The organism is Corynebacterium neomassiliense, from assembly GCF_900626215.1.
Classification (GTDB): domain Bacteria; phylum Actinomycetota; class Actinomycetes; order Mycobacteriales; family Mycobacteriaceae; genus Corynebacterium; species Corynebacterium neomassiliense.
Map to the genome: position 1 here is coordinate 1842040 of NZ_LR131106.1, position 14409 is coordinate 1856448.

Here is a 14409-nt window from a genome sequence, read left to right on the forward strand (position 1 = left end):
ACCCGGGGACCGGGCCGCCGGTCACACCCGGAAGTGCTGCACCGCGGCCCAGGCCGGATCAACGTCGTCGACCAGAGAGGCTTTCCCGAGCTCCCACGTCGAGACTGTCGCCCGCAGGGTGTTGAGGACATGGTCCGGGTCCGCGCCCGGGGACCCGAGATAGTAGTGCAGGACCACGACGTCATCCGTGCCCTCCCCTGCTGCCGCAGTGATGCTCCCGTCCCCCGACAGCCCCTCACCCGACCGGTGCACCACCGCGACCGGCAGCCCCGCCCTGTTCTCCCGCACCGTCGCGGTCAGGGCGTCCTCCAGAGCGAGAACCGTGGACCGCACCTGCGCCCCGGTGAGGTCGGACGCCGAGACCGGGTCGACATGCAGGGACACCGCGACATGCCTGTCGTGACCGGGTGCGACCGACGGGGCGAGGGGCACCAGGGTACGGACCACGGCCGGCGCCCCGTCGAGATGCATACGGAGTTCAGTCCACTCCGGATCCCCGTCCGGGTCGACGGCGTCCGACGCCATGCGCTCGACCATGGCATGTAACCCGCCCATCGTGACCGCGTGCGCGGGACTGTGGTCGGTGACCTCGACCGTGCCGATCCAGGTTTCGGCGACGACACTGCCGAGAGCGGCGTCCAGCAGCTCCCGCGCCACAGAGACATCCGGGGCCACGGTCGTCCCGGCGCTCCCGAAAAGGCCGGACCGCAGTGCCGCGGTCTTCGCCGAGCCCCAGTTGGGGTGCCACAGGGTGACGTGGAGGAGGGTGTGCCCCGAGCGGACACCGATGCGGCAGTCCGCCGGGTCGTAGACCAGACCGTCAGGGCCGGTCACAGGGCCGGTGGCAGGGCCGGTCCCCGTCACAGTGAATCCAGCGCCTGTGCCAGGTCAGCCAGAAGATCGTCGATGTCCTCGATGCCCACGGAGATCCGCACCAGATCATCCGGCACCTCGAGGGCGGAACCGGCCGCGGACTGGTGGGTCATCTTCGCCGGATGTTCCAGGAGTGACTCCACACCTCCGAGGGACTCTGCCAGGCAGATGAGCCTGGTCGACTCGCAGAACCGGAGCGCGGCGTCCTCCCCTCCGGCGAAGCGGACCGAGACCATCGCCCCGAATCCGGTCATCTGACGTGCCGCGACCTCGTGCCCCGGATGCGAGGGCAGTCCCGGGTACAGCACGGTCGAGATCTCCGGACGGGACTGCAGGAAACCGGCGACAGCGGCAGCGTTGGAACAGTGCCGGTCCATACGCACACCCAGGGTCTTGATGCCCCGGTAGGTCAGGTAGGCGTCGAAAGGACCGGGCACCGCACCCACCCCTCCCTGCAGGAAGAGCAGTTCACTGTCGAGATCCTCGTCGTCGGTGACGATGACGCCGCCGACGACGTCGGAATGGCCTCCGAGATACTTCGTGGTCGAGTGCATCACCACGTCGGCACCGAGGCCGAGGGGCTTCTGCAGATAGGGGCTGGCGAAGGTGTTGTCCACCACCAGCTTCGCCCCGTGCCCGGCGTGCTTCAGAGCTGCGGCGGTCGCCGCAATGTCGGTGATGCCCAGCATGGGGTTGGTCGGGGTCTCCAGCCAGACCAGCCGGGTGTTGTCCTGCAGCGCCGCGGTCACCTCTGCAGTGTCGGCGGTGTCAACGATCGAGCAGGTCACCCCCCATTCCCGGTAGGTGGTGTCGATGAGCCGGAAAGTTCCCCCGTAGGCGTCACTGCCGAGAATGAGATGGTCCCCGGGGCGCAGCAGTGCGCGCAGCAGAGTGTCGGTCGCCGCCATACCGGAGCCGAAGGCCCGCCCGAAACGGCCGCCCTCCAGGGCGGCGACGGCCTGCTCGACCGCGGTGACCGTCGGATTGCCGCACCGCGAATACTCGAAACCGCCACGCAGCCGCGCCACCCCGTCCTGGGCGTACGTCGTGGACGCGTACACGGGGACGTTGACCGCACCGGTCTGACTGTCCGGGGCATAGCCGGCGTGGATCGCGTTCGTGTTGAAGCCGAAGGGACGCCCCGACGCATCGGCGAGCCGGGACGCGGTGGCGTGGGATGCCTCGCGACGGGCGGCGGTACCGGCGTCCGCCCGGTTGTCGTGCTCGGTGTGCAGGGAGGGGTCAGCGCTGTTCATGCAGGGTTCTCCTGGGGACGGTGTCGGGGGCGGCGGACTGCGGTTCCACGTCCGGCCATCCTAGTCCGGCAATCCTATCGAACCGTCCGGACCGCCCGGACCGCCCCTGCCGCGGACCGCCCCCGCCGTACCGGATGCTGAGAAAAAGTACGGGGGTGTTCCGCGGGGGTTAAGGTAACACTTCCCTGGGAAGAGGGTTAGTACCCGTGCCATCACCGTGACGGTACTGACGAAAGGTTCTTCCCATGGCCCCTGTCTCCGGTTCCACCGGCTCCACCACCTCACCCGGATCCCCCCGCTCCGACAGCACCCCCACCGGCCGCGAATCCGCCGGTCGCCACCGCCGGGCACAGGCACCCCGGACCCCACGCCGGAAGGCGTGGCTCGCCGGCGCTCTCGGCCTCGGTACCGCTCTCACACTCGGCGCCGGGACGCTGGCGATCCCGACCGCCGCCGCCCAACGCTCCCTCGCCGACAGCTTCAACCCCGCCCAGCTCGATGAACTGCTGACCAACGACCTCATCCTCGACTACCTCGAGGTGTGCCGCTCCACCCCGGCCACCGAGGACCCCGCCGGCGACGCCACCGACCCTGCAGCAACGCCCGCCGACACAGCCCCAGACACAGCCGCCGGCACCACCACGGACCCCGGTCCGGTGGCCGTCGCAGACTGCAGCGGCTCCGACGGCAACGGAACCGCCGTGGTCCTGCCGGACAACATCGAACTCGGCAGTGCCGCGGAGAAACTCACCGTGGACCTCGGCGACGACATCAACATTCTCGGTAAGAAGTACGAGCTCGGTGAGCGCAATCTCTTCGAGATTCTCAGCGCGGCCGCTCTCGGCAGTGACACGGTCAAGGACATCATCAACGCCATACCTATCGGCAACGGACAGCACCTGCCCCGGATCGACCCGTCGAAACTCGGGGAGTACAGCTCGTATGAACAGGTCAGGTCCGATGCGGCACTCCCGGTGGACGAGAAGACCGAACGGTACTGCGACGGCTTCGAGCTCTTCGGGAGGTGCATCGGAAGCTGGAAGGAGAGGACCTATGACGCCAACCTCAAAAAGCGGCAGGAGGCCCTGAAGATCGCCGAGTACCTCACCGGACACACCTATGACGCCTCCGCCCCGGTCACGCTGCCGGAACTCGGGGCGACCTCCCCCCAGGGCTCGGCGACCGTCTCCGGCGACGGCGTCCAGGTCGCCGCAGCGATGCGGAACGGTTCGGCAGTGGCGGAGGCGAGGAAGTTCTTCGGACTCCCCGCCGTCGCACTGGCCGGCGCAGACAAGGGGCGCAGCTCCATCGCCCATTCCGACCTGGGCATCAGCACCGCCCTGAACATGGACACCGACGAAATCGGACTGACCTGGTTCGGCCAGCCGATCAACTTCGACCGGCTGAAGGAGTCCGGCATCACCGACCTCGCCGGCGACGAGGCCTCCGGCCTGCTGGACACGGCGGAGAACCTCAGCCTTCCCGCACTCAAGGAAGTCTCCTGCTTCGGACTGTCCGCCACCGCCACGGCGGAGGGACTTGGCTCGTGCACCAACATCCTCGGAACCTTCGACACCTACGAGGATCTCCGGGACCCGGTTGTCGGGGAGTCGCGGCAGTCCCAGGTCGGGATCACCGACCTTTCGTCACTCGTCCTGGGCAATGACGCCCTGGTCAAGCAGCTCACCGGCAAGTCGGAGACCACCCCGTTCCTCGACGACCTGGCGGAGAACCTCACCAGTGAGGAAGGCCGACTGAAGTTCGCCAAGGACTTCGTCCGGTTCACCCGCGACGTCCGCACCGAAGAAGTTGACGTGCCTGTGCTCGACGAGGACGGGCAGCCTGTCCTCGACGAGGAGGGGAATCCGAAGACGGAGAAGTCCACCCGCGAAACCACCGCGGCATGGCTGACCTCCGACTACGGACTGCGTGAGCCCGTGACCGTGGAGTGGCTCGGCCACCGAGTCGTCTTCTTCCCCGCGGTGGAGGTCAACGGCACCGAGCGTCCGAACATCCTCGGCACCCCGGAGATCGAGAAGATCACCGAGGACGCCGATGCGGGTCTGCTCCCGAAGATCAGCCTTGTGACCTGGGACAATGCTTTCGGTCTCGGCACGGTGACCCTCGATGACCTCTCCCGGCCCGACCGGATCTTCACGAACTGGGCGGAAAGCGTCACACTTCCGGACGATCTGAAGTGGATCGCGGAACTGGCCGCCGGCGACGACAACGCCGAGGACGAGACCACCGGAACCACTGAACCTTCTGAGGCCACTGAAACCACCACGACGGGCACCGAGTCCACCACCCCGGCGTCCTCCACCTCCGCCACCCCGGCCGAGGCAGTCCAGTCCGGGACGGCCGGATCCGTCAGCTCCGAACCGGTCGAGGAGTCCGGGGCAACCCGTTCCGCAGCACCGTCGGAAGCACCGTCAGCGGCACCGTCGGCAGCTCCTTCGAACACCGGGGCGTCCGACCCGGAGGAGACAGCCGGGGAAACCTCCTCGCCTGTCCCGGCGGAATCTGCACAGTCCACGGCCTCTGACGTGACGGCCCCGTCGTCCACCACTGCCGCAGCGGCCACCGCCACCGACGAATAGGCTTCCTGCGGTCATCTCCGGGAAAGGGTAGACACGGTGGGGAATCGGCACGCACGCCGTGCCGGGCATTCTGACCACCACCACCTCCCAGGGAGACCACCATGTCAGGAACCTACGGACAACTCGTCCTCGACGCCCACACCGCGCTGTTCGACCGCGGTGACACCGGCGTCCTGGACACCGCCTTCTCCGAGAACTTCATCGAGCATTCACCACTTGTCGCCGGCGACCGTGACGGGCTCCGGACCATGGTCGAGGGAGCCGGGGACGCTGTCGGGTACACCAACGCGAGAGTTCTCGCCGACGGTGACCTCGTCGCCCTCCACGGCCGCTTCACCGGCCTCGACGAGACTGACCTGGTCGGTTTCGACATCTACCGGGTCGCCGACGGAAAACTGGTCGAACACTGGGATTCACTGGTCCCTGTCGCCGCGCCGAACCCCAGCGGGCGTACGCAGCTTGACGGACCGGTCAAGGTCGACAGCTCCGTCGATTCGGAGGCCAGCCGTGCCACGGTGACGGAGTTCTTCACCCGCACACTCATAGGCCGGGACTACGACGGTTTCCGCCGGTACACCCGCGACGGGGTGTTCCTGCAGCACAGTCCGGACATCGCCGACGGGGTGGACGCCGTGATCGGCTACCTCGAGGACCTGAAGGCGAAGGGTCAGGGTCTGGTCTACGACAGGATCCACCGCACTGTCGCGGACGGGCAGTTCGTCCTCACACACTCGGAAGGGTCAGTGGCCGGGGTGCGTCATTCCTATGCGGAGCTCTGGCATCTCAGTGACGGTGTGCTCACCGAGATGTGGGACGCCGTCACCGAGGTACCCGCCGATGCTGAGGCCCTGCACGACCACGGCATCTTCTGACCTGGTTTCCTGACCCCCGCTCCCCGTGCCCCTGTGGGTTATTTTTTTACGGAGTAGAGGCGTTTGTTGACGAACTCGTCGATACCCAACGGGCCGAGTTCACGACCGTACCCGGAGCGTTTCACCCCGCCGAACGGCATCCCCTCAGTCTCCGGGGCGGACTGGTTGACCCCGGTCATCCCGGCGTCGAGTCCCTCGGCGAACGCCTCGGCCCGGCCCGGTTCCACCGCGAACACCGTCGACCCCAGTCCGTACTGGGTGTTGTTGGCCAGGGCCAGGGCCTCGGCGTCCGAACCTGCCCGGTACACGGTGACCACCGGGCCGAAGAACTCCTCGTAGTAGATCTGCGAACCCACCGGAATCCCGGTGACCACCGCCGGGGAGACGTAGAACCCGTCGGCGAACGCGCCGCCGACGCGGGTGCCGCCGACATGCACCGTCGCCCCGGCGGCGACGGCCCGGTCAAGCTGGTCGAGCAGGCCCTGCGCCGCCCGCTGCGACGACAGTGGACCGTAGGCCCGCTCGGCGGTGTAGTCACTGATCTGCGCGGGATCGCGGGGGCTGAGCCCGGAGACGATGTCGACGGCGGCGTCGACGAACCGGTCGTAGATGTCGTCGGCGACGATGATGCGCTTGTTGGAGTTGCAGGCCTGTCCGGTGTTCTCCAGGCGTACGGCCACCGCGTCGGCGGCGGCGGCGTGCACGTCCGTGGTCGACAGGATGACGTAGGGGTCGGATCCGCCGAGTTCGAGGACGGCTTTGGTCAGCGCGGCGCCGGCCTGGGCGGCGATCGCGGTGCCGGCGCGTTCCGACCCGGTCAGTGACACCCCCTGGACCCGGGGGTCGTTGATGACGGTGCTGATCTGGTCGTGGGTGGCGAAGATGTTGGTGTACACCGCTTCGGGGTGGCCGGTGTCGCGCAGGGCCTGGTGGATGATCTTCTCGATGGCCAGGGCGCAGCCGGGGACGGATTCGGCGTGTTTGAGCACGATGGTGTTGCCGGCGACGAGGTTGGGGGCGACGAACCGGGCGATCTGGTAGTAGGGGTAGTTCCACGGCATGATGCCCAGCAGGACGCCGACGGGGCGGTGCTGGATGACGGTGCGGGAGGTGTCGGAGTCGTCGAGGACCCGGTCGGCGCAGAGGGTGGGGCCGTTGTCGGCGTAGTAGGTGAAGATGTCGGCGGAGAATTCCGCTTCGCCGACGGCTTCGCCGAGGGGTTTGCCCATTTCGGCGGTGGCGGTGTCGGCGAGTTCCCGGGCGTGTCGGCGCAGCAGGTCGGCGATGCGGGCGGCCACGGCGGCGCGGTGGGTGACGGGGGTGGCCCGCCAGGTTGCTGCGGCTGCCGCGGCGGTGTCGAGGATGCCGGCCAGTTCGGTGTCGGTGAGGTGGGGGTAGGTGGCGGTGGTGGTGCCGGTGGCGGGGTTGACGGCCCGGTACACCGGCCCAGACGACGCAGACGACGCAGAGGCAGCGGAGGCGGTGGAGGTCTCAGACATGGTGTTCTCCTGGTGGTGACGGTGACGGATGGTCGTGTCCGCGAGGATAGTCAGTCCCGGCCACAGGCGTCGCAGCCCCGACCGCACGGGGTGCGGTCGGGCCCCACGGCGGGTATTCGGATCACAGTGCACGAATCCCTGCACCACCCGAAAACTCAAGTGTATCCATGTGTATACACTTACCAACTCGCCCGCAGGAGGCACGGAAGATGCACTTCACCACATATGACGCCCCACAAGTGGCCGCCGACTACACCACGATCGCCGAGAAATCCCCTTTCGTGTACGGACTCACCAACTACATCGCCGCCAACCTCAGCGCCAACGTCGTCCTGGCTGCAGGCGCAGGACCCGCCATCGGAGCAGGCGCCGACTGGACCAGTACTTTTCCCGCCACCGCCCAGGGGGTGTGGATCAACACTGCGACGGTCATCAGCAACAGTGAATCCGAGATAAGGACCGCCGCGCAGACGGCACACCGAGCGGGGACGCCGTGGGTTCTCGATCCTGTCGCCGCCGGGTCCGCCCCGGAGTACGACTCCCTGGTGAAGTCACTGCTGGCCTACCGTCCGACCGTCATCCGGGGAAACGCCAGTGAGCTCGTTGCCCTGGCAGGAGGGGAGGGACACGGCAGAGGAGTCGAGACGACTCTGAACTCTGACCAGGCAGTGGGGCATATCGAACAGCTGGCCCGCGATACCGGCGCCGTCGTGGCTGTCAGCGGGCCCACCGACTACATCACGGACGGCACCGCCACGGTGGCGGTCACCGGTGGAGACAGACGCCTCACCCAGGTCACCGGGGCCGGGTGCAGTCTCGGCGCCCTGACGGCCGCAGCCGTGGCAGCGGTGGAGGATCCCCTGCGCGCAACGGTCGCCTCACACGCCGCCTTTGCCCGCGCTGCGGAGATCGCGGCGCAGACAGTGGGACCGCACGGAGGGACCGGATCATTCGCCGTCGCCCTGGTGGACGGCCTCCACACACTAGCGAACGCAGACAACTGAAGCTGAGGAGTAACCGGAATGCAGTTGGCAGCCTTTCTCAATGCAGGAGCACAGGGAACTGTCGGGTGGCGGCATCCGAATGCACCCACCAGTTTCCTCTCTGCCTCCCACTACGCCACCATGGCCAGAATCCTCGAAGATGCCGGCTTCGACGTAGCTTTTGTACCCGATTCACTGACAGTGCCACGCAGTCTCGGCGACTCGTTCGAGCCTGCCGTGAAGTGGGGGACGGGGACCCCCCGTATGGACCCGGTCCCCGTTGTCAGTGTCATGGCGGCAGTCACCACCCACCTCGGCATCGCCGCGACAGCTTCCACCAGCTACAACCAGCCGTACTCGATCGCCCGGACTTTCGCCACACTCGACCACCTCAGTGGGGGCAGGGCAGGGTGGAACGTGGTGACGAGTTTCCAGGACGCCGAGGCCCAGAACTTCGGCTCACGGAGCCTTGACGCCAAGAAGGACAGGTACGGACGAGCCGAGGAGTTTCTCCGGGTGGTCACCCGGCTCTGGGACAGCTGGGACGATGACGCCGTACTGCTCGACAAGGACAACGGAGTTTTCGCCCGCCCCGATCTGGTCGATGAGGTATCCCACCAGGGGAGGTACTACTCGGTGAGGGGTCCGTTGGGCGTTCCCCGGCCACCACAGGGTTATCCCGTCCTGTTCCAGGCAGGAGCGTCCGACGCCGGCAGAGACCTGGCGTCGAGGTGGGCCGACGTCGTCTTCTGCAGTCATGAATCAATGGAATCCGCACAGGACTACTACCGGGACATCAAGGAACGCGCCAGGAAATGGGGCAGAGACCCCGAACAGGTGAAAATTCTCCCGGCCGCGACCGTGGTGGTCGGCGAGGACGACAGCGACGCCCGGGCGAAGCATGAGGCTTTCGCCCGTCTGGTGACACCGGAGGCAGGTCTTTCAAGGATGGCCTACCACGTCAACGTCGACCTCACCCGGTACGATCTCGACGGGCCGCTCCCCTCACTCGAAGAGGTAGGTGTCGAGGGCCACTACAAGGAGATCATGGAGTTCTCGCGTCGGGAGAATCTCACCATCCGACAGATCGGAGCGTGGTACGGGGCACGCACTGAAGGCGGAATGGTGGGTTCTCCGGTCCATATCGCGGATACCATGCAGAAATGGCTGGACAACAAGGCCGCGGACGGATTCATGATACAGCCGACCCATGTCCCCGGTTCGTTCCGAGAATTCTCCGACAAGGTCATACCCGAGCTCAGGAAGCGGGGTCTGGTCCGTACAGAGTATTCGGGAACAACTCTGCGCGACAACCTGGGACTGCCACGGCCTGCAAGGAACGAATGGATCCACCGGGCGGCCGTGAAAACTGAGGGACAGTGAGCACGATGCAGAGTTCTGTTCAGCGCACCACCGGAGCTGCACCGCAGTCTCCCCTGGTTTCCGTGGAATGGCTGGCCCGGCAGACAGGAGGCCTTCCGGGATCCGGAGATCGCGCACCCGACCGACCTGATGTCCCGGTCATCATTGACGCTTCCGTTCACCGCGACCACTCCCTCAAGGGCACGGACCGGCACTACTCCAGCGGGTGGAGCGACTACCTCTCGGAGCACATCCCGGGGGCACTCTTCGCCGACCTGCTCCTGGATTTCTCCGATTCAGGTTCCGGTTTCCTCTTCACCCGCCCGACAGAACGACAGTTCATCAGCGCCCTGAAGAGATCCGGGTTCCCTGTCTCCGACACGAATACCGTCCGGAACGACGGCCAGGCAGTGCACCCGGCGGCACTTCCCCCGGAATCTGAACCGGAATCTGAACCGGAATCTGAACCGGAATCTGACCCGGAATCTGACAAGGGGAGCGCGTCACCCGGGGACGTCACCCTGGTCATCTACGATCAGCTGAACGGAGCATGGGCGGCCCGGCTGTGGTGGCTCTTCCGCTCCTTCGGAGTGTCCGGGGTGAAAGTCCTGGACGGAGGCCTGGCCAGGTGGAAGAGCTCCGGCTACCGGGTGCGCTCAGGAGAGGAGCCCGGTCAGCGGCGGTACCTTCCGACCATCAGACTACGGGAGGAGGAACCCGCCCACATGTTCACTGAACTGGAACAGGTCGGGCACCTGAGTGACGGCCTGAGCTCCGGTGACGCCACGCCACACCGGGCCGGCACGACACGCACGGAGCTGGTGTGCGCCCTACGTCACGAACAGTTCGTGAAGCGCGACGGAGATCCTTCCACCGGTCATATACCAGGATCTGTCAACTTCCCCTATGCCGACACATTGAATCCTGACGGTACCGTCTCCGACGAGAGGACACTCGCTGTCGCCCGCTCTCTCGGACTTCGACCGGAGAATTCACCGTCTGAGAACCTGATACTGTACTGCGGAGGCGGGATAAATGCTGCGGGACTTGCTCTGGCATTGACGGCCAACGGATTCACCAACTTGAGTGTTTTCGACGGGTCCATGACTGAGTGGCGCGCCGACCCGGGCCGCCCGGTAGCCTGAAGGTATACCGGTGCTCCCCTTTCACCGGGTGCGTATTAACGGTCACGCATAATAAGGAGCGTATTCTGAACACCAGGGATTCAATATATCGGCAGATTCGGAGTTCGCTCGTCAGTGGAGAGTTCAGTCAGAATGACCTCCTGATACCTTCTGCACTCGGAGAGCAGTTCAATGCGTCCCGGACCCCGGTCAGGGAAGCTCTGGCGCTACTGGAACACGACGGGCTCCTGACCAGGGAGACCCGGGGGTACCGCCCCCGTATCCTGACGGTTGAAGAGCTGCTGGAGGTTTTCGAGGTGCGGGCTGTCGTGGAGTCCTCGGCGGCAGCCGCTGCTGCCAGGAAGTACGGCGACGTTGACCTTGCGCACTTCGAAAGATATCTCAGGGGCGCGGGACCGGCCGGTGACCCCTCGCCCGTACCCGGCGAGCCCGTGGGCGAAGAGAGATCAGAGGAGCTGACCCGCGCCGACCTGAACAGCTGGCACGAGGTTGTGAGGAATGCCGCACACAACCGGACCCTGGTGGACGTTCTCTCCCGGCTCGACGCACAGATAAGGGTCTCAGCTCCCTGGACCCTGCTGTCCGGCACCGGCGATTCCCGGCCGTTGGCCTCCCGGGTGAATGAGCACATGGACATCACGCGAGCCATCATGGACCGTGACGCGAGCTCCGCACGCGCGTTGATGCAGCAGCATCTCGACCGTGACCAGGAGGCGAGGATCGGTCAGCTGGTCGGGGCGGGCCGGCGCGCGCATCCGGTTATCTGAAAGATTCCCGAACCCGGTTACCGTGGTCGCCCCTGCCCCTACTGTTCACGGCAGGTTCACTTCTCCGCCTCTCGTGGCGTACCCACGGTTCACCAGGGGATCGTAAGGTCCGCCCCCGTGACCAACTCAAGAAGAAGAAGAGCCCTCGCCTCTGTCGCCACAGTCAGCGCCGCCACCCTCCTCCTCACCACCGCCTGCAGCAGCGGTGACGAGGACAGCAGCGCCAGCAGTGCAGAAGCCACCCACGCCGAGGCAACCCCCGCGGCGTCCTCGGGCGAACTTGCCGACCGTGCCGCCGAAGGCGACATCACCACACCAGGTGGTGCCCGCCGTCTCGACGGTGACCAGACCGATTTCATCCGGGGAGCCATGAAGGACGCCGGCGCCAAGAATGTCATCCTGCTCATCGGTGACGGCATGGGTGACTCCGAGATCACCGCCGCCCGCAACTACGCCGAAGGCGCGGCCGGCCAGTTCAAGGGCCTCGACGCACTCCCGGTGTCCGGCCAGTACACCCACTACTCGCTGAACAAGGACGGCTCACCGGACTACGTCACCGATTCTGCGGCATCAGGTACCGCCTGGGCCACCGGAACGAAGACCTACAACGGTGCGATCGGCGTGGACATCCACGGCGCACCCCACGAGAACCTCATCGAGAAGGCCAAGGCCGCCGGCCTGGCCACCGGTAACGTGACCACGTCGGAGATCCAGGACGCCACCCCCGCTGTCCAGGCCGCGCACGTCGCGCAGCGCAAGTGCTACGGCCCGGAGGACGCCGAGGCCTGCGGTGACGACCTGCTCGACAAGGGCGGCAAGGGTTCCATCTCCGAGCAGCTCCTCGAAACCCGGGCGGATGTCACCCTCGGCGGTGGTTCGGAGAGCTTCGACCAGACCGCCATCGCCGGCGAGTACAAGGGAAAGACCCTCATCGACCAGGCCAAGGAGCGCGGCTACCAGCTCCCGAAGAACGCCGACGAGCTCGCCGGCATCACCTCCGCCGACCAGGACGCCCCGGTTCTCGGCCTCTTCAGCGAGGGCAACATGCCGGTCCGCTGGGAGGGCAAGAAAGCGGAGAAGGAGGGCTACCTGCAGCCTGCCGAGAAGTGCACGGACAATCCCGAGCGCACCGCCGAGATCCCGAAGCTGGCGGACATGACCTCCAAGGCCATTGACCTGCTCAGCGCCAATCCCGCGGGCAAGGACAAGGGCTTCTTCCTCCAGGTCGAGGGCGCGTCCATCGACAAGCAGGACCACGCCGCCAACCCCTGCGGCCAGATCGGTGAGACCGTCGACCTCGATGAGGCTGTGCAGAAGGCTCTGGAGTTCGCGCAGAAGGACGGGGACACCCTCGTCATCGTCACCGCCGACCACGCGCACACCAGCCAGATCGTCGCCCCGGTCACGGAAGAGGATGTCGCCGACATGGCGAAGGAAGCCGGTGTCAGCGTGGACGAGGCCCGCGCCACCGTCTACCCCGGCCTGTCCCGGAACCTGACGACGAAGGACGGTTCGGAGATGACCGTCGCCTACGCCACCTCGGACAACCAGGATGTCGCCGACCAGGGTCACACCGGCACCCAGCTGCGCATCGCCGCCTACGGTCCGGGTGCCGCCAACGTCACCGGCCTGACCGACCAGACCGACCTGCACTTCACCGTCGCTGACGCGCTGGGACTGAAGTAGCCGGGAACCCGCCGCGCAGCTCTCCCACTACTCCCCGACCCCGGGGGGAGCGCTCACCGGCAGCCCTGCCGGCAGATTGATTCACGGAGTTTCGGCGTCCTAAGGTCTCCACCATGACGTCAAGGAAACTCCGCGGCAACCTGCTGTTCAGGATCATCATCGCCATCATTCTCGGTATCCTGTGCAGTCTTTTCTTTCCGGACTGGCTGGGGCGGGTGTTCGTGACGTTCAACGGACTGTTCAGCAATTTCCTGGGACTGTTCATCCCGGTCCTGATCTTCGCCCTGATCACCCCGTCCATCGCCGGTATCGGCCAGGGTGCCGGAAAATGGCTCGGCATCACCACCGGCATCGCCTACGCTTCAACGATCATCTCCGGGCTCATCGCCTTCGGCGTCGCCACCGTCACCTATGACAGGCTTCTCGGCGACAGCAGGCCCGACACTCTCGGAGACATCGACGAAGGTGCCCTGACCGCGTACTTCGACATCGAGATGCCGGCCCCGTTCGACATCATGACCGCCCTGATCCTCGCTTTCTGCATCGGTCTGGCGATGACCGGCGTGAAGTCCGAGGTCATCTACGCCGGGGTCCGGGAACTCGAGGGCGTCGTCATGAAGGTCATCAAGGTCTTCGTGATTCCGCTGCTCCCGGTCTTCGTCTTCGGCACCTTCCTCGGAATGGGCATGAACGGGACCCTCCTGGACGTCATCGGCTCACTGATCAAGGTTCTGCTGCTTGCCGTGGTGATGACGGTCCTGCTGGTCATCGGCCAGTACCTGGTCACCGGCGCAGTCACGAAGACCAACCCGCTCCGGGCGTTGTGGAACATGATGCCCGCCTACGCGACCGCGCTGGGGACTTCCTCGTCTGCGGCGACCATTCCCGTGACTCTCGAATGCACGAAGAAGAACGGGGTGACCGAGAACGTCGCCGGTTTCGCCGTTCCCCTGTGCGCGACGATCCACCTCGCCGGTTCGATGATGAAGATCACCCTGTTCGCTCTGGCGTTGATCCACATGTTCGACATGGACATCAGCACCGGGAAGATCATCGGTTTCCTGTTCCTGCTCGGCATCATGATGATCGCCGCACCCGGTGTTCCCGGAGGCGCGATCATGGCGGCTGTCGGCGTCCTGTCCGACCAGCTCGGATTCACGCAGGACCAGATCGCCGTCATGATCGCCGCTTACATCGCCATCGACTCCTTCGGCACCGCGGCGAACGTCACCGGTGACGGCGCCATTGTCCTGATCGTCAACAAACTCTCGGGGGGAAGCCTCGGGTCCGGTTCCGGCGTCGACTCCCGCGAGGCGGAGATCAACGAGACAGTCGCCGGGGAGATCACCAGGGCAAGAAACTAGGC

The 14409-nt window shown here is 66.0% G+C and carries 11 protein-coding genes and 1 pseudogene; 9 read left to right on the plus strand and 3 right to left on the minus strand.

What is annotated here, in order from left to right; genetic code table 11:
- Positions 1–21: 21 nt before the first annotated feature.
- A complete protein-coding gene (locus E0E18_RS08085) occupies positions 22–864 on the minus strand; it encodes a hypothetical protein (RefSeq protein ID WP_237559694.1) in 843 nt (280 codons plus the stop codon).
- On the minus strand, positions 861–2129 hold the full coding sequence (locus E0E18_RS08090) for a cystathionine gamma-synthase (protein ID WP_130840155.1): 1269 nt from the start codon (positions 2127–2129) through the stop codon (positions 861–863). The genes E0E18_RS08085 and E0E18_RS08090 overlap by 4 nt, the downstream gene beginning before the upstream one ends.
- A gap of 245 nt (positions 2130–2374) precedes the next feature.
- Here E0E18_RS08090 and E0E18_RS08095 point away from each other — a divergent pair, with 245 nt between their 5' ends.
- Both E0E18_RS08095 and E0E18_RS08100 read left to right on the plus strand, forming a co-directional pair.
- Positions 2375–4729 carry a hypothetical protein gene (locus E0E18_RS08095; RefSeq protein ID WP_130840157.1) on the plus strand — a complete coding sequence of 785 codons (2355 nt, stop codon included), beginning with the start codon at positions 2375–2377 and terminating at the stop codon, positions 4727–4729.
- Between the two features lie 101 nt (positions 4730–4830).
- Positions 4831–5601 (plus strand): nuclear transport factor 2 family protein, encoded by a 771-nt coding sequence (locus E0E18_RS08100; protein WP_066585409.1) that lies wholly within the window; start codon positions 4831–4833, stop codon positions 5599–5601.
- 38 nt (positions 5602–5639) lie between these two features.
- On the opposite strand, the gene E0E18_RS08105 is transcribed toward E0E18_RS08100, so the two are convergent.
- Positions 5640–7100 carry an aldehyde dehydrogenase family protein gene (locus tag E0E18_RS08105; RefSeq protein WP_130840159.1) on the minus strand — a complete coding sequence of 487 codons (1461 nt, stop codon included), beginning with the start codon at positions 7098–7100 and terminating at the stop codon, positions 5640–5642.
- A 209-nt stretch (positions 7101–7309) separates the two neighbouring features.
- On the opposite strand from E0E18_RS08105, the gene thiM reads away from it, so the two are divergent.
- From thiM to E0E18_RS08135, 7 genes and pseudogenes are all read left to right on the plus strand, one after another.
- Positions 7310–8104 carry a hydroxyethylthiazole kinase gene (thiM, locus tag E0E18_RS08110; RefSeq protein ID WP_130840161.1) on the plus strand — a complete coding sequence of 265 codons (795 nt, stop codon included), beginning with the start codon at positions 7310–7312 and terminating at the stop codon, positions 8102–8104.
- Between the two features lie 18 nt (positions 8105–8122).
- Entirely contained in the window at positions 8123–9466 is a 1344-nt protein-coding gene (locus tag E0E18_RS08115; RefSeq protein ID WP_066585423.1) for an LLM class flavin-dependent oxidoreductase, read from the plus strand.
- A 5-nt stretch (positions 9467–9471) separates the two neighbouring features.
- Positions 9472–10590 (plus strand): sulfurtransferase, encoded by a 1119-nt coding sequence (locus tag E0E18_RS08120; RefSeq protein ID WP_130840163.1) that lies wholly within the window; start codon positions 9472–9474, stop codon positions 10588–10590.
- A pseudogene (locus tag E0E18_RS14490) lies at positions 10557–10823 on the plus strand (GntR family transcriptional regulator); the annotation flags it as partial. The gene E0E18_RS08120 and the pseudogene E0E18_RS14490, both read left to right, overlap by 34 nt.
- Before the next feature lie 63 nt (positions 10824–10886).
- The gene (locus E0E18_RS14165; RefSeq protein ID WP_237559695.1) at positions 10887–11357 is read left to right on the plus strand and encodes an FCD domain-containing protein; all 471 of its coding nucleotides are present in this window, start codon (positions 10887–10889) and stop codon (positions 11355–11357) included.
- Between the two features lie 117 nt (positions 11358–11474).
- Positions 11475–13043 (plus strand): alkaline phosphatase, encoded by a 1569-nt coding sequence (gene phoA / locus E0E18_RS08130; protein WP_130840168.1) that lies wholly within the window; start codon positions 11475–11477, stop codon positions 13041–13043.
- 113 nt (positions 13044–13156) lie between these two features.
- On the plus strand, positions 13157–14407 hold the full coding sequence (locus tag E0E18_RS08135) for a dicarboxylate/amino acid:cation symporter (protein ID WP_130840170.1): 1251 nt from the start codon (positions 13157–13159) through the stop codon (positions 14405–14407).
- The last annotated feature ends 2 nt before the right edge of the window (positions 14408–14409 follow it).